This window comes from candidate division Zixibacteria bacterium HGW-Zixibacteria-1, from assembly GCA_002838945.1.
Classification (GTDB): Bacteria; Zixibacteria; MSB-5A5; order GN15; family PGXB01; genus PGXB01.
The window spans coordinates 60658-84558 of sequence record PGXB01000005.1 but is presented as its reverse complement, the minus strand read 5'-3'; the positions used below and the strand labels follow the sequence as shown (position 1 = coordinate 84558).

26 protein-coding genes are annotated in these 23901 nt (G+C 49.8%); 25 read left to right on the top strand and 1 reads right to left on the bottom strand.

Annotation, left to right across the window (positions count from 1 at the left end):
• The first annotated feature begins 77 nt into the window (after positions 1-77).
• Positions 78-725, top strand: coding sequence for a hypothetical protein (locus CVT49_03715; protein ID PKK84442.1), 648 nt, complete (start codon positions 78-80; stop codon positions 723-725).
• Positions 726-1242: 517 nt separating this feature from the next.
• Here the strand turns inward: CVT49_03715 and CVT49_03710 are convergent.
• A complete protein-coding gene (locus tag CVT49_03710) occupies positions 1243-1890 on the bottom strand; it encodes a hypothetical protein (GenBank protein PKK84441.1) in 648 nt (215 codons plus the stop codon).
• A gap of 38 nt (positions 1891-1928) precedes the next feature.
• On the opposite strand from CVT49_03710, the gene CVT49_03705 reads away from it, so the two are divergent.
• The 24 genes from CVT49_03705 to fliP all read left to right on the top strand — a co-directional run bounded on the left by CVT49_03705 (position 1929) and on the right by fliP (position 23895).
• Positions 1929-2330 (top strand): hypothetical protein, encoded by a 402-nt coding sequence (locus tag CVT49_03705; GenBank protein ID PKK84440.1) that lies wholly within the window; start codon positions 1929-1931, stop codon positions 2328-2330.
• Positions 2327-3358 (top strand): DNA polymerase III subunit delta, encoded by a 1032-nt coding sequence (gene holA / locus CVT49_03700; GenBank protein ID PKK84439.1) that lies wholly within the window; start codon positions 2327-2329, stop codon positions 3356-3358. Before CVT49_03705 ends, holA begins: the two co-directional genes overlap by 4 nt.
• On the top strand, positions 3351-3953 hold the full coding sequence (locus tag CVT49_03695) for a hypothetical protein (protein ID PKK84438.1): 603 nt from the start codon (positions 3351-3353) through the stop codon (positions 3951-3953). The genes holA and CVT49_03695 overlap by 8 nt, the downstream gene beginning before the upstream one ends.
• 9 nt (positions 3954-3962) lie before the next feature.
• A complete protein-coding gene (locus CVT49_03690; GenBank protein ID PKK84437.1) occupies positions 3963-5345 on the top strand; it encodes a hypothetical protein in 1383 nt (460 codons plus the stop codon).
• Positions 5346-5413: 68 nt separating this feature from the next.
• Positions 5414-5842, top strand: coding sequence for a hypothetical protein (locus CVT49_03685; protein ID PKK84436.1), 429 nt, complete (start codon positions 5414-5416; stop codon positions 5840-5842).
• Positions 5839-6051 (top strand): hypothetical protein, encoded by a 213-nt coding sequence (locus tag CVT49_03680; protein ID PKK84435.1) that lies wholly within the window; start codon positions 5839-5841, stop codon positions 6049-6051. Before CVT49_03685 ends, CVT49_03680 begins: the two co-directional genes overlap by 4 nt.
• Positions 6038-6934, top strand: a complete 897-nt coding sequence (locus CVT49_03675; GenBank protein PKK84434.1) for a hypothetical protein — start codon at positions 6038-6040, stop codon at positions 6932-6934. The genes CVT49_03680 and CVT49_03675 overlap by 14 nt, the downstream gene beginning before the upstream one ends.
• A 255-nt stretch (positions 6935-7189) precedes the next feature.
• Positions 7190-8452, top strand: a complete 1263-nt coding sequence (locus CVT49_03670) for a hypothetical protein (protein ID PKK84433.1) — start codon at positions 7190-7192, stop codon at positions 8450-8452.
• Positions 8453-8540: 88 nt separating this feature from the next.
• On the top strand, positions 8541-9308 hold the full coding sequence (locus tag CVT49_03665) for a basic amino acid ABC transporter substrate-binding protein (GenBank protein ID PKK84432.1): 768 nt from the start codon (positions 8541-8543) through the stop codon (positions 9306-9308).
• A 79-nt stretch (positions 9309-9387) separates the two neighbouring features.
• On the top strand, positions 9388-10092 hold the full coding sequence (locus tag CVT49_03660) for a cytidylate kinase (protein PKK84431.1): 705 nt from the start codon (positions 9388-9390) through the stop codon (positions 10090-10092).
• Positions 10089-10715 carry a 1-acyl-sn-glycerol-3-phosphate acyltransferase gene (locus tag CVT49_03655; GenBank protein PKK84430.1) on the top strand — a complete coding sequence of 209 codons (627 nt, stop codon included), beginning with the start codon at positions 10089-10091 and terminating at the stop codon, positions 10713-10715. The genes CVT49_03660 and CVT49_03655 overlap by 4 nt, the downstream gene beginning before the upstream one ends.
• A gap of 136 nt (positions 10716-10851) precedes the next feature.
• A complete protein-coding gene (locus tag CVT49_03650) occupies positions 10852-12939 on the top strand; it encodes a 30S ribosomal protein S1 (GenBank protein PKK84429.1) in 2088 nt (695 codons plus the stop codon).
• A gap of 124 nt (positions 12940-13063) precedes the next feature.
• On the top strand, positions 13064-14344 hold the full coding sequence (locus CVT49_03645) for a tRNA (N(6)-L-threonylcarbamoyladenosine(37)-C(2))-methylthiotransferase MtaB (protein ID PKK84428.1): 1281 nt from the start codon (positions 13064-13066) through the stop codon (positions 14342-14344).
• 252 nt (positions 14345-14596) lie between these two features.
• A complete protein-coding gene (locus CVT49_03640; protein PKK84427.1) occupies positions 14597-15382 on the top strand; it encodes a hypothetical protein in 786 nt (261 codons plus the stop codon).
• Positions 15383-16936: a hypothetical protein gene (locus CVT49_03635; GenBank protein PKK84426.1), complete on the top strand. Its 1554-nt coding sequence runs from the start codon at positions 15383-15385 to the stop codon at positions 16934-16936.
• Between the two features lie 6 nt (positions 16937-16942).
• On the top strand, positions 16943-17638 hold the full coding sequence (locus CVT49_03630; GenBank protein ID PKK84425.1) for a hypothetical protein: 696 nt from the start codon (positions 16943-16945) through the stop codon (positions 17636-17638).
• A gap of 3 nt (positions 17639-17641) precedes the next feature.
• Entirely contained in the window at positions 17642-18031 is a 390-nt protein-coding gene (locus CVT49_03625; protein ID PKK84424.1) for a hypothetical protein, read from the top strand.
• Between the two features lie 96 nt (positions 18032-18127).
• Positions 18128-20101 (top strand): hypothetical protein, encoded by a 1974-nt coding sequence (locus CVT49_03620; GenBank protein PKK84423.1) that lies wholly within the window; start codon positions 18128-18130, stop codon positions 20099-20101.
• A 14-nt stretch (positions 20102-20115) separates the two neighbouring features.
• Positions 20116-20334 (top strand): endoflagellar protein, encoded by a 219-nt coding sequence (locus CVT49_03615; protein ID PKK84422.1) that lies wholly within the window; start codon positions 20116-20118, stop codon positions 20332-20334.
• A 15-nt stretch (positions 20335-20349) separates the two neighbouring features.
• Positions 20350-20880 (top strand): hypothetical protein, encoded by a 531-nt coding sequence (locus CVT49_03610; protein ID PKK84421.1) that lies wholly within the window; start codon positions 20350-20352, stop codon positions 20878-20880.
• A 15-nt stretch (positions 20881-20895) separates the two neighbouring features.
• Positions 20896-21897 carry a flagellar motor switch protein FliM gene (fliM, locus tag CVT49_03605; GenBank protein ID PKK84420.1) on the top strand — a complete coding sequence of 334 codons (1002 nt, stop codon included), beginning with the start codon at positions 20896-20898 and terminating at the stop codon, positions 21895-21897.
• A 3-nt stretch (positions 21898-21900) separates the two neighbouring features.
• Positions 21901-22506, top strand: a complete 606-nt coding sequence (gene fliN, locus CVT49_03600; protein ID PKK84419.1) for a flagellar motor switch protein FliN — start codon at positions 21901-21903, stop codon at positions 22504-22506.
• Complete coding sequence (gene fliO, locus CVT49_03595) at positions 22503-23090, top strand: flagellar biosynthetic protein FliO (protein ID PKK84418.1); 588 nt, start codon at positions 22503-22505, stop codon at positions 23088-23090. The genes fliN and fliO overlap by 4 nt, the downstream gene beginning before the upstream one ends.
• A gap of 55 nt (positions 23091-23145) precedes the next feature.
• Positions 23146-23895, top strand: coding sequence for a flagellar biosynthetic protein FliP (fliP, locus tag CVT49_03590; protein ID PKK84417.1), 750 nt, complete (start codon positions 23146-23148; stop codon positions 23893-23895).
• Positions 23896-23901 lie beyond the last annotated feature (6 nt).

Genomic DNA, 23901 nt, shown 5'->3' with positions numbered 1-23901 from the left:
TAACATTTAATCTTCTGTCTATCTTAATATAAATCAGAGCACAAATTGAATACCCTTGTTTGACAGGGAGGTCAATCATGAACAGTGATGTTTTCATGGGACGATTTCTGCGTTCTATCTCGGACGGGGACCTTTTCAAGAAGGTCTTTGCCATCATCCTGCGGGTTGCGGCCATTATCGTGGCTCTTGGCGGCCTGTATCTCTGGATCAGGCTGTGGGGGACGGTCTTTGATCTGGGAGGATTTTTCGCCGTGGTGGGCGGGATTATTTTCCAGATCATACTGATCATAACCATTGCCATGGTGACGCATGTGGTCTGGCTTCGGGCCGAAACAGTGGCAGGACTGCCGCAAGCCGATTTTACCGTCATACCGATTGCCTCGATACTGCTGAAGCTGACCGGGGAAGTTTATGTCAGCCTGTTCGTGCCGCTGTCGATCGCGGGCGGCGTAGGTATCTGGTTCGGCGGCGGCAATTTTATGTATTATGTAACGAGATATGTCGATTTCCTTCCACGGCTGCCGCTTGATTTCCTGCGCGGCGGAGGGGGCACGTTCCTGGGTGGCCTGTTTTTCATTGTCGGCGGCATCGTCACGGCCTTCCTGAGCCTGGTCTTTTTCTATCTTCTGGCGGAAATTCTGGTGGTGACGGTCGATATTGCGCGTAATCTTAAAATCACGCGCGAGGTTGCCGAAGGTTACAAGAAGCCGGGCGCGGCGGTTTAGTTGTATGGTAGGGGCGTATTGATATACGCCCTCTACTTAGAAGGTCAATTTCAAATCGGGCGTATTTCCCTTCCTATGTCAGGATCTTCGACAATACGCCCCTGCAAATAATGCCATTGTATATAGTAGATTATATTATGTGACTCCGCCCCAAACAAGTTTGGCGCGGCCACCCGGTTGCAGTTGTGTGACCAAATTACCTACAAAATGATGTTTTAACCGCGCCGATTTTGATTGAAAATATCCTGTAAGTTATATACCTTCTTTTGGTTATGAGAAATTGGCTTTGTTTTTGCGTTTTTAAAAAAATTAAAAACCTGTTCCCCTTGAAAAAATAGAATACCCCAAATAAGGTTTGGATAATCCGCATTTTTTGACACAAGAATAGACATAGTTAAATAAATACTCCTCTATAAGAGCTCCCGGTGACCGAATTACCATCAAAGTGATAGTGTTTTTGCAAGGGGATATGATTTAAGAAACCCGGAGCGGAGCTCCGGGCCAGGCAAGTGCCATATTAGCCGCCGGCATTCATGGGCGGGTATTCTAAATGCTCATTAAAATATATTTTTAACAAATTCTTTTCCGCTTCACGAGGATTGGCGATCTTGGCAAATTTGACTTTTATCGGGCCAAATTTTTTCATTATATACTTATATCTTTTCCAGTTGCCATTTGAACCTTCCACATCAGCCCAGCGATGGAGTCTTTCATATAATGTGTTAATTGTCTTGCCAATGTAAATTATATTACTCTCTCCGCTCATCCTGGGTATGCCTTCATTAGTAAACCACATATAGACAACACCACGTTCACTTTTCGCTTTTGCGCTGGAAAAAATACTCCTAAATTGCGATTTGAATTCCTCGTCCGTCGTTGCTTTTATTTCCCCATCAAGGCATTGAATAGGGCAATTGATTTTTTCTAATAACTCTGAGTCATTCATTAAATCACCTCCATGCATTATTACTTTAATAGATTTTGGGTTTTGCAAAGCCCGATTAATTTCAACCGTGGAAAATGCCGAGTGGTCAGCCAAAAGGTGCCCAATCCACATAGGAATAATATCGCAATTTCGACAAATAACAAGGCTTTTTGTGAAGGAGATTTCACAAAATCTGCCGCTTTGATATTCTTCTAATTTGCCCAACCTATTGATAATCAATAATATACAATTCTGTCAAGACTCGTTCCCTGAAAGGCATGGGATTTGTTGTAGTTATCGTTATGGAATGTTTCTTTGGATCATATGAGCGGGAGCCGAAAGCGACCGAAGCCAAAAAGATGCTGGTCTGCTTCTCGATCCCCAAAGCGGGAATCGCTTTCAAGGCTCCTTTTGACGGCGAGAAGATGCACACCGAGTACGCCTCGCTGCTGACCCTGCTGGAGTTTATTGAAATGAACAATAAACTTTTCAAGGGGAAAGAACTCAAGATTTACGGCGATAATATTGAACTGGTCGAGCAAATCAATAAAACCCACACCTGCCGCTTTGAATTCAGCGAGCTTTTGAAGAAGACGCTTGATTATAAAAAGAAATACAATTTCTCACTCGGCTGGATCCCCAAAGATCGCAATCCCTCCACCACACAGCTTTTTGATTGACAGTCCGGTATCAGCCTCTTTATTATGGGGCTGTGTCACCAAATGAATTAAGTAAAGAAATCGAGGCCGGGAAATTCCGCCCGGTGTATTATTTTTACGGCAGTGAGGATTACCGTATAAAAGAGGCACAACGGGTGGTGGCGCTTAAGTTCCTGCCCAAATCGCAGCAATCAACCAATCAAACGGCGCTTTCGGCAACCAAGAACAAGCTGGAAGATATCATAAATGAGCTGTCGATGATCCCGATGCTGGGCGAACGGCAGCTTTTTGTTATCAGTAATATCGAATCATTTTCCCAGGCCCAGATAGGCAAAATATTATCGCTTTTAAATCCGCCCGATCCAAACCGGGTGCTGATACTGGCGAGCCCATCGGCCAAAACACCGCGCAAAAACACGAAAATATTCAAATATCTTGAGCAAAGCACGACCGCGGTCGAATTTGGCAAACTTAAGGGGGACGCGGCCAAGCGGCGGATTAATAAGATGCTGGCCGACAACAAAATAACCATCGACCCGGCGGCTCTTGATATGATAATAATCCTTACCGGCGGTGATTTGGGCGGGATGATTGCCGAGACCAATAAGCTGATTGATTTTGTGGGTGAGGGGGGCAGAATCACCAAAGATGAAGTAGCCAAGGTCTCATCGGATTATCAGGCTTTCAAGGTTTTTGAGCTGGCCGATCATGCGGCCACCGGAAATTATGATAAAGCCATGGAAATCATAGGCTTCCTTCTCGGCCAGGGCGAAAAAATGTCGTCGCTTCTATTCTGGATGGGGGAGCACTTCGTGGGGTTGTATCTGGCCCGAAACAAGAAATCTTCCGGGGCCGGCGGGCGCGATATGAGTTGGAAATATAAGGGGCAATTAAATCACTTCGAAAGTGAGCAGTTGGAAGAGATAATCTGCGAAATCGCCAAAGCCGATTATGAATTGAAGACCAGCCAGATCAAGCCGGAGCGGTTGATAATCGAGAAGCTTATTTATAAAATCTGTTCGGAACATCAGAAAAAAGCGAATGTCTAAAGAAATCGGGGAAGAAACGTCGCCATCACCGGTAAACCATTCGGAAAGCAACGCCGTCGACCGGGCGCTGATACTGGCGGCGGTTGATGGTGATAAGAACGCCTACGGAAAGCTGGTTTTGAAGCACCAGAAGAGGCTGTTCAGGTTTATCCTGATGATGCTGGGGAAAAAGGATATGGCGGAAGATGTTGTACAGGAAGCATTTGTGAAAGGTTATCTGGCCCTCGGCAGTTTCGATCCCGAAAAACCGTTTTACCCCTGGATTGCGACAATTGCCCGGAATCTGGCCCTGAATCTAATCAAGAAAGAAGAGCGCGAGAAACCGGCTTCGGAATATGATGATTTGCTGGCGTCGGTTCCGGATGGGGCCGATAACCCGCTGGACCGTATTATAGATAGCGAGAATAACCGGCGGTTTGCCCGGGCGGTGGAGGCGCTTCCGCCGCAATACCGGGTGGTTTTCGTGATGCGGATGATCGAGAAGAAAAGTTATGAGGAAATCGGGCGCGAGTTGAAAATTTCGCCCGGCACGGTCGATTCGCGGCTGTATCGGGCGCGTCAAAAACTGCTGGAAATGTTGAAAGATTTATTATAATTAAGTCATATGAACTGCGACAAAATAAAAGAACTGCTTTCGGGCTTTATCGACGATCAGCTTGACAAGGATGATCGGAAGCTGGTCGAGGAGCATCTGAAAAGCTGTGCGGAATGCACCGAGCATTTTGAAAAGCTGCTGGCGCTGGGCCGGATGGTGGATGATTTCGATATCGACGGTGATGAGTCATACTGGGCGGAGCAAAAGGATGCGGTCCTTGACCGGATCGAAAAACTCGAAACAGAGAAAGTCGTTCCGGTCAGAAGAAGCTACCGGAATCTGATATATAAGCTGGCGGCCGTGGCCGCTTCGGTAGCGCTGATTGCATTTATTTCGGTTCATGAGGCGGAGAAGGTCGGGCCGGTCAGGGGATTGTTTAAATCCGAGAAAGCGAAGGTCAGCCAGCCGTCAGAGTCGGTAAATTATTTGGCGCCTGCGCCGGTCAAAGATGCTGATACAATGACGTCCGAAAGAGTCAATGTCTCAGGAGAAATGAAGGCCCGGGACGATGCCGCGCCGGTGATGTCAGTGCCGACCATTGAAACCGCGGCCGGAGTGCAAGTCGATGAGGGTAAATCGAAGAAAATGGAAAGAGCCGCCGGCGATCAGGCAAGCAAACCTGCGGTTGCGGAAGAAGCAGTGAAGGATCAGGTGACGGAACAATTAGAATCGATTCCGGCGCCAAAGGAAGCAACATCATCGGCGGAAAAGAAGGGTACTCTTCAGAGTGATAATGAGACAGCCGAGAAAACGGTAACTGAGTTTCAGGCGGAGATGAACATGCCGGTTGCTATTAAGGACAGAGCGGACGCGGAGGCGTCACGAATGGCGGCCACGGAGCAGGCTGATATGGCAAAGAAGATACTCCCGGTAATTGTACCTTCGGACAGTGTGGCGTCGCTTCAGCAGCTTTCCGCCGGTTCCGAGGCCGATAAGGCGCCATCGACCGATGCATATATGGCCATGTATGATGTTGAAAAGCAGGCGACCGAACTCAAAGAGCGGGGTCTTGATCCGAATCAATTTGACGATTTAACCGGTCAGGATATAGCGACCTACATAAATTACTATGACGATGCTCAGCAACTTCGGCAAAATTACGGTTATGTTCTGGCAAGTCGGCAAAGCGATTATTTATCCAAAACCATGAATTTCAATTCAGCCTCGACCCCTGCCAAGGGCGCGTCGCCCGGGCGGCCTTCCGCCGACTCGCTCCATATAATAATCAGGACGATGGCTGATGCCTTTCATAATCTGGGTAAAGTGACCCCGATCAAGAATGAAAGGGGCCTGATGCTTGAATATCTCAGATCCTTGCGTAACCAGGCCGATTCCGGCACCATAACAGAGATTGATAAATATATCGGCGATCTCGAGCCTGAGACAAAATAGAAACCTTCTCAGTCCAATTATCGTATCTGTACATGGATAGATAGAAACCGTCATCCAAGGAGTGACTGATGGACAAAAAATTGTACAGATCAACTGCCGACAGCAAGATTGCCGGAGTCTGTGGAGGGTTGGGTGAATATTTCAATATTGACCCGACGATTATTCGGATAATTGCGATTATTCTGGTTTTTGCCGACGGAGCAGGTTTGCTGGGATATATTATTGCCTGGATTGTTATGCCCAAGCGGCCGCTGGGAGTTGAGCTGGAAACACCGCCCGCCCGAACGGAGTCGAGCCTTGGGAAATTCCTTCCGGGGCTGATCCTGGTCGCCATTGGCGTCGTTTTTCTCTTCAAGAACATTTACTGGTGGTTTGATTTTTGGGATTTCTTCTGGCCGGCGATTTTAATTGCGGCCGGTCTGGCGCTTGTTCTTAGCAGCAGCCGGAAAAAAGAAAAGCTGCTGGAAACCGACGGACATATCCAGGAGGTCAAATGAGATCGGGCAGTCTAGTGTTCGGGATTATTCTAATTCTGGTGGGCAGTCTGTTTTTGCTTAACAGCGTGGATATGGATATTTTTGATATTTTTGATTTCTGGCCGATGGTTCTGATCCTGGTCGGGCTGGTAATATTGTTTAACCGACCGCGCAAGCAATCATTGAAGGAAATCGCCAAGATGGGGGGAAAAGAAAATGACACCAAGTAGATTTCGCTGGGGGCTGCTGTTTATCACTGTCGGAGTCCTGCTGCTTTTGAACAACGCCGGCTACCTCGACTGGGATTACTGGTTGGAGCTGCTTTTCTGGTGGCCGCTGCTGTTGATTGCCATCGGGATCGAGAAAATATTCAACCGGACGAAGCTTCAATTCATATCATACCTGGCTCCGTTGATTTTGGTGGGAGGTATGGTTTATGTGGCCGTCGATATCGGTCCCGACCGCCGGGAGAGGAGTTTTGTCGACCGCTATAACTGGAAAGCAGAAACGGATTCCTCCATCGAGAAGATGGATGCTGTCATCGACCATGGGCAAACCGATCTGACTATTTATCGGACCGGCCTGAATCTGGCCTCGGCCAAATTTGATCGATTTTCGCGGAAACCCGACATTACGCTCGAAAAGAAAAACAATCTGGCGACGCTTGATATAAGCCGTTCCGGCAGCGGGCGCAGTGCCGTGATTATCAGCGGCCGCGGTTCCTACCAGGATTGGCGGGTGTCATTCTCCGATGAAATTCCACTGGAGCTGAAATGTGTCGGGCATGAATCCGATGTTGACCTTAATCTCGAATCCATTCCCATTGAAAAACTGACGGTGGATAATGACGGCGGCAACATTTATATGAAGCTTGGCAATAAAGCGGCGCTGGTCACTGTTGGTGTATCGGGGAATGATGCCGACCTTCGCATTAGAATTCCGGAAGGGTGCGGAATTAAGGTTATCGGCAAGGAATATGCATCATACTTAAAAGATCTGAACCTGATCGAGGCAGAGGACGGATTGATTTCGGAAGGATTCAATGAAGCCGCAGCCAAAATTTCCTTCGACTTCGATAAGGGGTTACGATATTTGTCCGTAAGCGGATATTGATTTTACAGGAGTCGTAATATAAGGGCTGTGTCCGCGGCCCTTTTTTATTAAATGTATCATGCGAGCATTGGTAATGCCGATAATATTATTGTTATGAAAAATTGGACAGGGGGCAGTCTTCGGGAACAGGGCGGGCACTAATTCTTCAATGGAAATCATGGGTGAAAAAACAAATATTATTTTGCTTTTGAATTTGATATTACGTAAATATAGCGTGTTATTTAAATGAGGGGAGAGGTGACCATATACGTACGATTGATATTGCTTCTGACCATTATACTATTCCGGCCGATAATCGGCAGCGCCTCGATAATTAAAATCCCCCAGGATTTTTTGGTTATTCAGGACGGCCTTGATGCCGCCGAGAGCGGCGATACTGTAATGGTTGCGGCCGGTATTTATAGCGGTGACGGCAATCGCGATTTGAATTTCAACGGCAAAGCCATAGCCCTGATATCGGAGGGGGGGAGCGATTCGACCATACTGGATTGCGGGGCCAATCTTGAAGCAGGTAATTTCCGGGGTTTCATTTTTGAAAACGGAGAAGATTCGAGCGCGCATGTGGTCGGGTTTACGATTAAGAATGCCGGTCTGCTCAGTATCGGGCATGTGCCTTCAGGAGGGGCCGGGGCCTATATATGGAACTCATCACCGGTTTTTGAGAATTGCGTTTTTGAAAATAATGTCATCGATCCGGGGCCAAAAAAAATATTGACGGAGGTAGCGGAGGAATTGAGCGGCGGAGCGGTTCTCTGCGATTCAAACGCCGCGCCATATTTTCAAAATTGCGTTTTCATTGGCAATCAGGTCTGGCATGGCGGGGGTGCGATTTATTGTTATAAGTCCTCGCCGGTCATTAATGGATGTCTTTTCATCGATAATTTCGCCTTCCGCGGCCCGGGCGCGGCTATTTTATGCGATTCGCTTTCATTTCCAGTAATAGCCAACAGTACTTTTTTCGGGAATTTTGTGGATCAGGGCCCCGGTTCTGCCATCGCCTGCCGTTTCGGCTCTCATTCGTCTTTATCCGCCTCGATAATCGCCTTTAACATTGGGACGGATGCCATCTACTGTGACAGCACGAGCAGTTCCGATGTTGACTGCTCCAATTTATATGGCAACAGCGGCGGCGACTGGGCCGGATGTGTTGAGTCGCTGAACGACAGCAGCGGCAATATGTGTGTCGATCCGATATTTTGCGATACGCTCGCACGGGACCTGCATCTGGGAGCCGCCTCGCCCTGTGCGCCTTCGAATAATATGTGCAACCGCTTTATCGGGGCGCTGCATGTCGCATGCCTGTGGGGTTATGTCTGCGGCGATGCCAGCGGCAATGAGAAAATAAACCTGCTTGATATCACTTATATTATTCGTTATCTGTACAAAGGGGGGCCGCCTTCGGAACCGGAGGAAGCGGCCGACGCCAATGGAAGCGGCAATGTCGATCTTCTGGATATAACCTTTCTGGTATATTATTTATACAACGCCGGGCCGCCGCCGATTTGCCCCGGTCCATAGAAACCGGATTCCCGATTCTTCATGCCTATTAAAAATTATTGCGCTTCTTTATAGTTCTGCCTATCTTAATCGGCAAATTGGTAAAGTCATGACCAGAAAGTTTATTATTACCATATTTATTGCCCTGTTTGTGTTCGGGTGCGCCGGGGAGAAAGATATTCCGGTCTGGAAGGAGAAATCGGTCCTGTTAGTGGGTACCGATGCCACCTATCCGCCCTTTGAACTGGTCAATACCGACAGCGGCCTGCCCGAAGGATTCGATATGGATATTATCGGCGCCATCTGCCGCGTGAACGGCTGGACACCGGAGTTTATCATTACCCCATTTGACGGCATCATTCCCGGTCTGAAGAACCACAAATATGACTGTATAATTTCGGCCATGACGATAACCCCGCAGAGGGAAGCTTCCGTTTCATTCTCGAAGTCTTATTATCTGGCCGGACAAATTGTGGCGGTGTCACTGGGAGATTCGGTCATTAAATCGGTGGATGATCTTCGGGGCCGCAAAGTGGGCGTCCAGTTGGGCACGACCGGCGAAAGGATGGCCAAATCGCTGGAGGGGCTGACCGTCTTTTCCTTTGATAATATCGGCGCGGCCTTTATCGATATGGAAAACGGACATATCGACGCCGTCCTCAATGATTATCCGACCACCATGGCATATATTAAAAGCCAGGGTCGTGCGAAAACGGTGGGAGAGCTGTTATCGACCGAGCATTATGGTATTGCGGTGCGCAAGGATGATGCCGAGCTCCTGGGCAAGATAGATTCGGCGCTTGAATTGATTCAGGAAAAGGGCGAATACGATCGGCTGGAGAGCAAATGGTTCGGTCATTCCAATGACTCGGACTAGTATTTGAAAATATGTATTGATGGGGCAAATGACGCAGCAATGAAATCGGATTTAATCATTTTTGCGTGATATAACAACTATGTCAAGACCTTACAAATTATCGGCGCTCGAGGGAAAGATAATAGCCATCGACGGTCCGGCCGGATCGGGCAAATCGACGACGGCCAAAATGCTTGCGGCGAGGCTGGGATTTATTTATCTCGACACCGGGGCGATGTATCGCGCGGTGACCCTTTTTGCCCTGGAAAACGGGGTTTCGCCGGAAGATGCCCGCGCTCTTGAAGCCATTGCATCGAGAGTGACGATTGAATTCAAGACCGAGGCGGACGTCAATCAAGTGTTTCTTAACGGACTGGATGTGACGGAGGCTATCCGTTCGCCCGAAGTTACCTCTGCCGTATCGCCGGTCTCGGCGCACGCCGGGGTCAGGGAGGCCATGGTGGCGCGACAAAGAGAAATGGCCAGAAAGGGCGGGGTGGTAGCCGAAGGGCGCGACACGACCTCGGTCGTTTTTCCGGATGCCGATATCAAGGTCTATCTCGAAGCTTCCCTGCAGGAACGGGCCCGCCGCCGGCTGATTGATTTTTCGCGGCAGGGAATCAACTCGACACTTGAAGAGCAAATGGAGCTTTTAGCGCGCCGCGATGATTATGACAGCGGCCGGTCCAATTCCCCTCTGACACGCACCCGCGATTCGGTTCTTGTCGATACGACTAATTTGAATATAGAAGAACAGGTTGATAAAATCATTAAGCTGATCCAGGCGCGTTTTATCAAAAAATGACTTTTTTTTACTGGTTTTGCTGGCGGTTGGCGCGTTCGATCGCCCAGATTATATTCAGGAGAAAAGTAAGGGGCCTTGAAAACATCCCCCGCGAGGGCCCTTTTATTCTTGCCAGTAATCATATCTCTCTGGCCGACCCGCCCATGTTGTCCACTTCCATCAAACGTCCCATTCATTTTATGGCCAAGAAGGAGTTATTCAATATTTTCATTCTTGGCACGGTGATACGAAATCTAAACTCGCATCCGATTCACCGGGGTTTTGACCGCCGGGCCCTGGAGCTGGCGGTGGAGATTTTGAAAAAAGGTGACGGGCTGCTGATTTTCCTTGAAGGAACCCGCTCGAGGACGAATGGTTTTCTTCCGGCCAAGCCGGGTGTCGGCCTGGTTGCCCTCAAGACCGGGGCCCCGATTATACCGGCTTATATTTCGGGATCAAACAGGCTGTTAGCCTGTTTTCTGGGCCGGGAGAGGCTTTCGGTGGTAATCGGGAAACCTTTGGACAGCAGTGAATCTAAAGACTATCCGGACACCAAGGATGGTTATCGGATGCTGGCCGAGGCGGTAATGGGACGTATTAGCGACCTGAAAAAAGATTCTCAAAAACATGACCGAAGTGCTTGACAATAAAGAAATTATATTCAATATTGTAAGGCTTAGTCGATAAATAATAGATTGAATCGACTTTTATATTCGAATATCCCACCCGTGTGATTTATCGCGCCGGGATAAATATAGTTCGAAGGAGGAATTTTCAAAAATGGCAGAAGCCAAAAAACAGATTGAGAAAAAATCCACAAAGACTGGAGGTGATAAGACTCCAAAGCTTACCAAGCGAAAAGCTTCCAGCGCCAAGAAGACCAAGTCCAAAAAGGTAAAATTGGTCAAGGCGAGTGAGGTTGAAGAAGTCAAGGTATCGACTGAAGAAGAATCATCGCAGGAAAAAATCGTCACGGCGCGCACGACGCGTCTGGCCGAAAAAGCGGTAGCCCGCAAAGAACGAGAAGATACGTTCGTCGATAATATCAGGGTTGTCGAGGCCATGAAACTGACCGAAATCGACAGCCGTGAATATTCCGAAGACGAGTACACCCAGCTCCTTGAGATGTATGACAGTACTATCAAGGATATCAAAGAGGGTGAAATAGTCAGCGGCACGGTTCTTGGGGTATCCAAGGACGATGTTATTGTCGATGTCGGATTCAAATCGGAAGGTATTATCCCGCTTCACGAATTTCCCGAACCGATTAACATTGCGGTCGGCGACAGGATCGATGTATTCCTGGAGCAGATCGAGGACTCGAACGGCCAGTTGATTTTATCAAAACAGAAGGCCGATTTCATGATGGTTTGGGACAGGATCCGTGATATTCATGATGCCGGTGATCTGGTCAACGGCCGGATTGTCCGCCGCATCAAGGGTGGCGTGGTGGTCGATATCATGGGTGTCGACGCATTCCTTCCCGGTTCCCAGATTGCATTGCGGCAGGTGCCGGATTTCGATGCATTGATCGGTTCGATGATGGAACTGAAGATTATCAAGCTCAACAAGAGCCGTCGCAATATTGTCGTGTCGCGCCGGGTGGTTCTCGAAGAAGAAAGAGAATCGAAGCGTGACGCGCTTCTCAGCGAAATTCAGGTTCAACAGACGCGTGAGGGTATTGTCAAGAACATCACCGATTTTGGTGTTTTCATCGATCTCGATGGTGTTGACGGTCTGCTTCACATCACCGATATGTCCTGGGGCCGGATCAAGCATCCGAGCGAACTGGTCAGCCTGGGCGATAAGATTCAGGTGAAGATCCTTGATTTTGACGAGAAGACCTCACGAATTTCTCTTGGCTTGAAACAGCTTACTCCCTATCCGTGGGAGAATATCGAAGAGAAATATCCGATCGGCAAGAAGGTTACCGGAAAAGTGGTTTCAATCACGGATTACGGTGCCTTTGTCGAGCTGGAGAAGGGTGTCGAGGGATTGATTCACATTTCCGAGATGTCCTGGACCCAACATATCAAGCACCCGTCGAAGATAATGAATGTCGGCGACAAGATTGACGCGGTGGTGCTTTCGGTCGATCGTGAGAATGAGAAAATCTCGCTTGGAATTAAGCAGATGGAGCCCGATCCATGGGAGACCATCGAAGAGAAATACCCGGTGAGCAAAGTTGTCTCGGGCAAGGTCCGCAATCTGACCGCTTTCGGCGCCTTTATCGAACTCGAAGAAGGCATTGACGGTTTGATTCATATCTCCGATATGTCATGGACCAAGCGCATTCAGCACCCATCGGAGCTGATGAAAAAGGGCGACAAGATCGAAATCAAGATTTTGAGAATCGATCATGAGAATCGTCGCATTTCTCTCGGTTACAAGCAGCTCAAGAATGATCCATGGCCCGATATTGCCAAGAAGTATGCGGTTGGAACCGACTGCCTCGGCGCCATCACGCGTGTGCTTGACCGCGGCGTAACGGTTGAGCTCGACGGTGAGGTCGAGGGTTTTGTCCCGACGCATCAGCTCGGCAAACCGGAACTGGAGAATCCGGCCGACGCCTTCAACGAAGGGGAGCAGATCCCGTTGCAGGTGATCGAACTGGATCGTCCGGCGCACAAGATCGTGCTTTCGGTCGCCGCTTATTATAAGAAGCGCGAAAAGACCGAACTGGATCAGTTCGTTGCGAATCATCCCACACGGACGGTCACATTAGGTGATGTCATCAGTGAAAATTCCTCGGAAGTGATGACGGCATCGGAACCGGAAGGCGAAACCGCGCCGGCCGGGACCGAACCTGAGGGGAATCCTGAACCGGCTGCCGAACAGCCGCCGGCGGAAGATGAGCCCAAGGAGTGATGCCACATCGGCGCCGGAGGGAAAGCCACCCGGCGTGATTGAAGACCGAATAATGTAATTGGCATAAAAAAGCGGCGAGCGATCGCCGCTTTATTTTTTGTCCGGGAATGCGTATAATGACGTGATGAAAAAAGTCGCTTTGGAAACAATCGGCTGCCGTCTCAACCAGTATGAGACCGAGAGGATCGCGGGACAACTGCTTGAATATGGGTTCGAGCGGGTTGAGTTCAGCGACCCGGCCGACCTTTATATAATAAACACCTGCACCGTGACGGGGCGGGCCGATGCTTCATGCCGCAATATCATTTCCCGGGCCGCCCGGCGGAGCGAAAAGCCGCCGGTGGTGGTGGTCGGCTGTTATGTTGATGCCGATCCGGAAAAAGTCGCCCGGCTCAATGGGGTTGACCTGATTGTCAACAATAGCGAGAAAGAAAAGATTCTTGATATTTTGCGGCATAAATTCCCCGCATTGTTTGATTCGGCGGAGCGGACTTCGTATCCGAAGGTGATAGCGGAGTTTCATCAGCATAACCGGGCCTGGATAAAGATCGGCGACGGCTGCAACCAGCGCTGCGCCTATTGTATTATTCCGCTGGTGCGCGGGGAATTGACGAATCGTCCCGCTGAGGAAATAATTGACGAGATCAACCTGTTATATGAGCATGGTTATCATGAAGTCGTGCTGACCGGCGTTCATATCGGGCAATATAGGCACGGAGAGATCGCCTCGCCGGGTAGGCTGGTGCGCCATATTCTGGAGAAGACAACCATTCCGCGAATCCGGTTGTCGTCGATTGAGCCACAGGAAGTCAACGACGATCTGATTGCGGCGATGTCTGACGGCGGGCGACGAGTCTGCCGGCATTTGCATATTCCGCTTCAGTCCGGATCGGACAGGATTCTAAAAATGATGAACCGGCCGTATGATTCGGCCAGATATCTCGATATTGTCGGCTATGCCAGGAGCAGAATCGAAAATATCGTGGTCGGGGCGGATATCATTGTCGGATTTCCGGGCGAGACCGATGAAGATTTTCAGCGGTCGGTGGAAACGGCCGACTCGGGTTTGCTGGATTACCTGCATGTGTTCTCATATTCGGATCGTCCGAACACGCCGGCTTCGGAAATGCCGGACAAGATCAACCCGGAAGTGATCAAAGAACGCAATGCGGTTTTGCGGGATATTTCCAAAAAGCATTATACGGCGGCGCTGAAAAGGGAGGTGGGCCGGAGGGCTTATGTTATCTCGGAACATCGCGCCCGCCGCGGCAATCATTACTGGGGCATCACCGACAATTATCTCAAAGTGGCCATCCCGGAAGGTCTCGGCGGCGGGAAAGAGATATTGGAGATGGCGATTGTCGGAATCAATCAAAGTCATCTTGTCGCCAAAATGCGCGACTGATTTCTTCAACGACAAATTGTTCTCATAATATAGTAATCCGTTATTTGATTTGTCGGGGCTCACCGTTATTTGAATAAATTACTCTCGTGAACCGGAAAAGTTTTCTCGAAACCGCATCCATGAAATAAATGTCGAAGCCTTCGCGCTTTGCGTAAGGCGTTGTATCATAATCAATTGAAATGGCGTTCGGCAAGTTTGGCACGCGTCATGCTTAAATGGAAGCCGGAGAAATATAAATAGGTCTATTGGTATATGGTAGAAGAAAGCAAAAAAGATCAGGAACCGAACGAAGCGGCCGAAGAAGTCGTGGCCAAGGTTTCGATTTTTAGCAGGCTGAAAAGCTTAAACTTAAAGAAGTTTCTGGTTCCCGCGGCATCAGCCGCCGGGGCCTTCGCGATTTCGGCTGCTATTTACTTCTTTATATTAGGCGGCAGTTTCGCATTCAAACAGACTATGGAAACGCCGGAAGCTGCAACGAGCAATACCACCGCCGCTACAAATAACCTGCCTGATATTAAAAAGCATGACAGTTCCACGGTGGACATCAAGGCTGAAGAAGCGGCAAGAAAAATCGCCAAAGAGGATGTTTCCAAGATTGAGATCGATACCGCGGGGATCATGAAAGAACTGGATTACCTTTTCATTACACCGGATATGGAAAACGCGGAGCTTGGCATGAACCCCCAGGATTCGCTGGATACCTTGAGCTGGATACAAAAAGAGATGGCCAGGTTCGCTGAAGAAAAAAGTGAGATCGGGATCAAGGCAAAAGAGCTTGAGCTGATGAAATATAAAGTGGATCAGGGTTTGTTAAAAATCGAGCAGGCGGAATCGGCCAGGATAATACAACTGGCCCGTTTGTACGACGGGATGAAAGCCAATGAGGTGGCGCGGCTGTTTGCCAACTTGTCGGATGAAGTCGTTGTCTCGATTCTGCCCCGCATGAAACCTGCCAATGCCTCGAAAATTCTGGCATTGTTGCCCCCGAAACGAGCGGCCGAACTTTCGACCGACATGATCACGGTGCTGGAGAATTAGATGAATTCCTTTATGCAGATGCCGGATATGGCAAATATCGATTCCATCAGCGTTAAAGCGCCGAAGGAAAGTGCTTCCGGTATGCCGAAAGCGTCGGGCGGCGATAATTTTGCGACGATGCTGGAAGGCACCATGACAGAAAAGGGACAGCTTCACGAAAATATGAAGTCGTTAAGCGAGGGAAGAGACATCCTTAAGGAAGCGATGATGTCTCCTCTCGGCCTGGGAATCGATCTGGAGCTTCTGGCCGGTCTGCATATTAATGAGAACGGCGGGATTATTCCAATTGATGAAATGACGCCTGAAGCCGCATCGGAAAATGCTTTAACTGCGGGCGAAAAGCTTGCTGATATGCTTCAGGGGCAGATAGGGTCGGTTAATCAAACAGGTGTAATCTCAGACGAAAATGTTATAGACCAGGATGTTTCGCCGGTCATTATCGAGCAGAGCAATGCCAAAGGCGAAACCAATAAACCGGGAATGCAGATCGATCTTAAAGCGGTTTTAGCCAAAGCCGAACGGAACGCCAATGCGATTCAGGATATTTCAGCCGGTCATAATCAAAATAATAATGTGACCAAGAATATTCCGGTTGATGATACAATCGATAACTCAGGGAAACACAATATCTCCGCCGCACGATTGGACAATAATATAATGACTGACCGCCGGGGCATGTCCATTATTGCACCACTTGAAAGTGAAAAAATATTTACGGCCGATCATGCCGCCGCAGATGATGTAATGGAGCGAGTCAGGAATAGTTTAAATGTGAATCGGGTGGAGATATCCAAAGAAGCGCCGGTGGTTAAGGCCGAATCCGTAACTAAATCCGATATTGAATCCTTGACGACGATTCGCAATTCCGGAATGGAAAAAGGAAATATGGCGGATCAAATATCCGAGGAAGACACTGATCATCATAATGATAAATCGAATGGCACTAAGACCGGTAGCGGCGATAAAGTAATGCCGGCGGCTGTTTCGGACAAGGCGAGTATTCCTAATGCAAAAGCAGAACTGTCCGACAATGCGGCCGAGTCGCAGACAATAAAGGGAATAAACGCCGAATCATTGTCGCAGGATAATGCAAGGATTGATACTTCCCGGGCGGCCCAGGAGCCTTCTTCGGTGAAGTTCGTCTTACCGGAAGATTTAAGCGCCAAAAACTTACAAAGCAAGCACACGATATTCATAAAACTCGAACCGGAACATCTGGGAACGGTACGCCTGACGCTGTCATCGCAGGGCCATAGTATTATGGGCCGCATGGTGGTGGACAGCACATCGGCCCAGAGTGCGGTTGAATCGCATATCAACAATCTTCTTGACGATCTGGCTGAAAAAGGTGTCCGGCTCGACGCCTTTCAGGTTTCGGTCGGCGGCGGTCAAACCGGCCGGCGTTATATGCACGGGAACCAGGGCCTGGGCGGGAGCCGTCATTACGGCTGGTCGCGAGAGATGGGAAAGTATGAAAATGAGCCGGCGGGCATTATCGGTGCATCGCGCGGCAGTCAATATATTGGCAGGTCAGGAGTCAACTGGCTGGCCTAGGAGGATATGATGGGAATAATTTCACCGATAGCAACCGACACAAACGGCAATCCGGTACTGACCGGGTCAATGCAGGCGCTCGGCAAAGACGATTTTCTGCAGTTGCTCGTGGCGCAATTGACGCATCAGGATCCTCTCGAGCCGATGGATGACACCCAGTTTATTGCCGAGCTGGCACAGTTTTCATCGCTGGAACAACTGCAGAATATGAATGAATCGATCAATAACTCGCTGGCTTGGGACTATCTGCAGATGCAGACCATCAACAATACCATGGCGACCTCGCTGATCGGCCGGGATATCAAGGCGACTTTCAATAATATTTATCTAGATGAGGAAAATCTGCCGAAAATAAATTACTCGACCACCGACTTTGCGTCGGAAGTGAAAATCGACATTTTGAATATGGATGGGACCGTTGTGCGCACCCTGACCCAGGAGGATATTGAGGCGGGCAGCAACTCGATTGTCTGGGACGGCAAGGATATGAACGGCAATCGCCTCGAATCGGGGTACTACACGATTTCGATCAGCGCCACCGATTCCAGCGGCGAAAGCTTTACGCCATCGACATTCGTCGAAGGGCGCGTGACGGGTGTTCTTTATCGCGATGGTGCGGCCTATTTGCAGGTCAACGGTCTGGAGATTGCGCTGGCCGAGGTGACCGCAATTAAGGATGCATCGCTGGAAGATGAGGGGTAAGAAATGAGAGTCACTGATTTCAATCGTGAAGTTAAACTGCTGGAGATTGTCAACCGCAACAACGTCAATCAGCCCGCTAACACGGGCAAGACGGCCGGCACGTTCAAGGAGACCTTTTCTCAGGAAATGGCCAAGGCGAGCGATATCAGGTTCTCCAAGCATGCCCAGCAGAGAATGTTTTCGCGCGGGATCGAACTCTCGGACGAAAAACTCGCTCAGTTGTCACAGGCGATTGACAAGGCGGCGGTCAAAGGATCGAAGGACACGCTGATTCTTGACGAGGATGCGGCCTATGTCGCCTCGATCCCGACACGCACTATAATTTCGGCCTTCAGCCGGGCCAATTTGCAGGAGGGAGTTTTCACTTCGATTGATTCGGCGGTGATTCTTTAAGGATGAAATAATGAGAAATAATAATAACAGTAATCAGGGCTGGACCCCGTATCGAGACGGGGAGGCCTTGCCTTCAGGTAAGGAGGATGTAAAGTTATGATGGCATCATTGTTTGCCGGGGTTTCGGGACTACGGAACCACCAGGTCAAGATGAATGTAATCGGCAATAATATTGCCAATGTCAACACGATCGGTTTCAAAGGCGGCCGTGTTACATTCCGTGAGGCGCTGGTACAGACGTTCAAAGGCGCCGGACGGCCGTCGGAAATATCCGGCGGAACCAACCCGGTCCAGCTTGGACTGGGTATGACCGTTTCCACGATCGACAATGTTTTTCAACAGGGCGGTCTGGAGACGACGGGGCAGATCACCGACCTGGCCATTCAGGGTTCGGGTTTCTTTGTACTGTCCAATAATACCGGTCAGTATTTCACGCGAGCCGGTGCTTTTGGCTTTGACGCCAATTCCAATCTGGTCGATCCGGCCACCGGGCTGTTTGTCCAGGGCCGCATGGCGGATGCTGAAGGCAATATTCCGTCAACGGCGACGATCGGTAACATCACCATGCCGTTCGGGCAGCAGGATCCGGCCCAGCCGACGACCATGATTACGCTCGGCAATAATTTAAATTCAGTGGCCACGGATTCGAACGCCCACCTTATTTCCGCCGGGGCGACCAGTATTACGACGGTATCGAACACTCCGACAGTTGACGGCGCTGGCGGCGTTCATACGCTGACCATAGTCGGCAATCAGGCCACGAATTCGAATTGGGCGGGAACCAATGTCGGCAATAACATCAGTGGTGCACCAGGCACGGTGTTATCGGGCAATATGACATTGGCCAGTCTGGGGGTAACCGATGTATCCGGGTTCACCATCTCACGCGATAATGGAACCCTGGTTGAAATAGTCTCGGTGGCGTCAATAAATTCGACGGTTAATGACCTTATCAATGCCATCAATCAGATCAGCGGCATCAAGGCCGAACTGGTTGGCGGCGAAATACAGTTGACCCGAACCAAAGCGGGAGCCGGAACCGATTACAATATCGAGTTATCGACATCCCAGGTTACGGTCGATCCGATGGGACTGAACACCTCCGGTAATATTGTCGGGGTGTTGTTTGGGGTTCCTGACGGAACGACACAGCTAATCAACAACGGCACCGATCATACTTTTGTATGCACGGATGTTTTCGACCCGACCAGCGGCCGCATCCAGCCGCCGATCAATCTGAACATCCTGATTGACTCGAACACCGGTCTCGCGATGGGAATCGAGGGGCTCGGCGGCGGCGGTGTCGAGATTGAAGCTCTCAGCGGCCTCAGCGCCGGCACGGCCACGATTGAGACCGATGATACGACGCATGCCATGTCGACGACGGTTTATGATTCGCAGGGCGGCAAGCACACGCTGACGCTCGAATTTCTTAAATCCGTCGAGAAAAATCAATGGACCTGGTCGGCATCATTCCTCGGTAATGAAATAATCACGGGCGGCGGCAGCGGAACGATCGAGTTTAATCCCGACGGCTCGCTGTTTTCGTTCGAGTATATCGGCGGCGCCACCTCATTGACCTTCGACCCGAATAACGGGGCCGATATGGTCAATGTCGGGATCGATGCCGGATCAGCCGGGCAATATGACGGTCTGACCGGTTTCGCCTCGGCGCATACCGCCTCGGTGCTCAACCAGAACGGGCATGGCCTGGGAATTCTGGATAAGATATCATTCGACCAGTCCGGAAACATCTTCGGCATATTTACCAATGGTGTCAGCCGGGTTCTGGCGCAGATTGTTTTGGCCGATTTCAACAACCAGGCCGGTTTGATAAAGGCGGGACAATCGCTGTATCAGACTTCGGCCAACTCCGGTGAGCCGATTATCGGTGTTGCCGGCGAGACGATCTCGGGCACGATTTCATCGGGCGCTCTCGAGGCATCATCGGTGGATATTGCCTCAGAGTTCACCAACATGATTACGGCCCAGAGAGGTTATCAGGCCAATGCCAGAATTATTACGACTTCGGATCAGATGCTTGAGGAACTGGTCAATCTGAAGAGATAGTGATTGGATATTAGATGATACGCCTTACGAAATTAAATGATCAGGAAATCGTCATCAACGATGACCTGATCGAATTTATCGAGTCAACTCCCGATACCATAATCAGCCTGATCGACGGCAAAAAGATTATGGTTCGGGAGACACCCGATGAGATCATAAAAAGAGTGGCCGCATTTCGCAAAATGTCTTCCAATATCGAATGGAAGGCGGGGCGCGGCGAGAAACAGGAATAAAGGGGAGATTGCCAGATGCCTATTGATGACAGGTTAAATCCCGACGAAAGCGGTCTTGCAGAAGGTGAAGGCCAGGTCGGGGGATCCGGAAAGAAGAAACCATGGCTGATTTACCTGGCTGTTGTCGTTGTCATGGCGGCCGGTGGGTATTTCGCCGGAACGAAGTACTTGAAGTCATCCGACCCTGTTTCCTCCGAAGAAAAGAAGGACGATAAGAAGGAAAACAAGAAGAAACAGTTCACCGCCACCGAGATGTTCATGATGCAAGATATTATTGTGAATCCGGCAGGAACCGGCGGCACCAGGTTTCTTTCGATTTCGATTGGATTCGAGATCGGCACGCATGAAACGGTTCTGCAGTTCGAGAAACGAGAGCCGGTTATCAAGGATGCCTTAATAACGATTCTCGGATCTAAGACGATCGAGCAGCTTTCCGATCCCAAGGAGAAGGAAATCACCCGCTATCAGATCAAGAAGCGCGTCGAGCAGTTGATGCAGACCGATGAACTGGCGGCGGTTTACTTTACCGATTTTATTCTGCAGTAATAGGGCAGGAGGAAGATTTTGGCAAAGATTCTGACACAGGATGAGATTGATGCCCTGCTGACGACGGTGTCGTCGAATCCGGGGCAGCCGAATCCGGCGCCGGTGATGAATGACGGGACGACGCAGACCGTCCATACGTATGACTTCAAGCATCCCAACCGGGTCTCCAAGGACCAGTTGCGGACGCTTGAAAATATGCATGACAACTTCGCCGGGCATGTCAGTTCCACGCTGTCGGCAATGTTCCGGACTATGGTTGATGTGGACCTCGTCTCGGTCGATCAGATCAACTATTCGGAATATATAATGTCGCTGGTGACGCCATCCTGCACCTACACTTTTTCGGCACAGCCGCTCGAAGGGCTTTGCGTGCTCGATTTCAACCCCTCGCTGTCGTTTGCCTTTATCGACCGGATTTTCGGCGGCGGGGAGAAAATGCTCGAGATCGAGCGCGAATTGACCGGGATAGAAAAAGCGGTGCTGGCCAAAGTGACCAAAAAGCTTTACCAGGATCTCGAAAAGTCATGGAATAATATTGCGCCGATAGTAATCGAAGAGAAGTCACTCGAAACCAACCCGCAGTTCATTCAGATTGTCCCTTCAGGTGAAACGGTTATTGTGGTTTCGCTGCAGTTGAAACTGTTCAAGGCGACCGGCTTGCTGACGATTTGTTATCCGTATGTATCGCTCGAGCCGGTGATAGCGCGGCTTTCCGCCCAGAACTGGATCGATGCGACCAAAAAGAGATCGGTCGAAGCGGCGACGGACGCGAACAGGCAAAACCTGCAGGAAATCAAGGTTGAGATCTCGATTCTGCTGGCCAGGACACATCTGAAAATGAAGGACTTTCTCAGTTTGAAAGTCGGAGATATAATTGCGACCGATGCCAAAATCAACGAGTCGGCGGAACTGCTCGTGAACAACAGAAAGAAATTTTATTGCCAGGCCGGTCTTCTCGGAAAACGCCGGGCCGGACAGGTTACCGAAATATATCCGGTAATAACAAAGGAGTTATAAAACATGGATGAAAAAAACGGGATTGAGCTGCCCATGAACGGAAGCCCATCGGATGAAGCTGCCGGCGGCAAAGGGATCCCGCCCGAAAATATGGCGGAGACTCCGGACTCCGGCCTTCCGGCGGCAGATCAGGGTGCCGCCAAAGGTGATTCCATAGATATGCCGGATGAAGGCGGGGACAACGAGCCGGACGGCGCCGACCTGTTGAGTACTGAGGATGTCGAATCGGCCATGCAGAGGGCGGTCGAGGAGGAATTGACGCTCAATGGCCTGAACGCGTCCGAGGGACAGCCGGTCATCAAGCAGGCGGATTTTCAGCAGCTTTCCGCCGATTCCGAGCAGCATGGAAGCCGCAATATCGAACTTCTCATGGACGTCGAGTTGCCGGTTTCGATCGAACTGGGGCGCACCCGGATGAATATCTCAGATATTCTGTCCCTGGGGCCGGGCTCGATTGTCGAGCTGGATAAGCTGGTCGGCGAGCCGGTCGATCTTCTGGTAAATCAGAAAAAGGTTGCCCGGGGCGAAGTTGTTGTTGTCGAAGAAAATTTCGGTTTGCGAATCACGCAGTTGATCTCGCCGGAAGAAAGGTTGAAGAACCTGCAATGAGCCGCAAGAATAAGAAAATTCTGCTGATTATGTTCATTATAATCATTGTCTCATCGGCCCTGTTGATATCGAAATTCGGGGATGTTTCGGCTAATGATGTTTTAAAGACTGATGGAGCCGATGTCGCCGCCGCCAGTACCAAGCCGGCGACGGTTCTGAATGAGTCGGTTTTCTGGTCCCTGGCCAAGCTGATGGCCGCATTGATGGCGGTCGTGGCCGGGATTTACGGTTTTCTTTATCTTCTGCGGCGGATGATGGGCAACAAGCTCTCCGGCAATAAGCAGCATAATATCATCGAGGTTCTTGAAACAACCTATGTGGCGCAGAAAAAATCGGTGTCATTGATTCGCTTTGCCGACCGCGCCGTTTTGATCGGCGTGGCCGATTCGGGAATCAATGTTCTGGCTGAACTGGATGGCGAGCAAACATCGAAGGTCCTGGCCGAGTTTGCGGTCGAAAAGCCGACGTCCGGTTTTGCCGGCATCATGAAAGATGCCAAAGACAGGCTGATGAGTCTTAACATTGGAAAGTTGAAGACACTTCAGGCTGCCGAAGATGGAAACAGGCCGCAAGCGGCCCTGTAATTATTTCCGGCAGGATGCCGGATAAATAGGATTTTAGAAAGTTCATAGGATTGAAATGAAAGGCATATTACGTCTTGCCGTCTATGTAATACTGACGGTAATCATCATGGCTGTCGCCGCTGAGGCACAGGCCATTCCCAAAGTTTCGGTCGAGTTGGGGGAATCAACCAGCCCCAAAGATCTCTCGGCAACATTGCAAATAGTCCTGATGCTGACGGTCCTGACGCTGGCGCCTTCGATTATCCTGATGATGACATCATTCGTCAGAATCGTGGTTGTCCTCGGTTTTCTGCGTCAGGCGATCGGGACACAGCAACTGCCGCCGAATCAGCTCTTAATCGGACTGGCGCTTATTTTGACTTTTTTCATTGTCAGCCCCATGGCCAATAAAGCGTATGATGAAGGTCTGAAACCGTATCTTGATGAGCAAATCAGCCGGGATGAGGCATTTGAAAAGGGTATTGCGCCATTCAAGCAATTTATGCTGGAGCAGACCCGCGAAAAGGACCTGGGCCTGTTTATTGAACTGGCCGGAATGGAACCGCCCGAGAAGCCGGAAGATGTTCCGCTTCACGTCTTGATCCCCGGTTTTGTCATCTCGGAACTGCGAATTGCGTTTCAAATTTCCTTTCTGATATTCGTACCGTTTTTGATAATCGATATGATTGTATCCTCGGTTCTGATGTCGATGGGTATGATGATGTTGCCGCCGATTATTGTGGCTTTGCCGTTCAAGATTTTGCTGTTCATCCTGGTCGATGGCTGGTATTTGCTGGTGAAATCGCTGGTCGGATCATTTTATTGAGGGGTA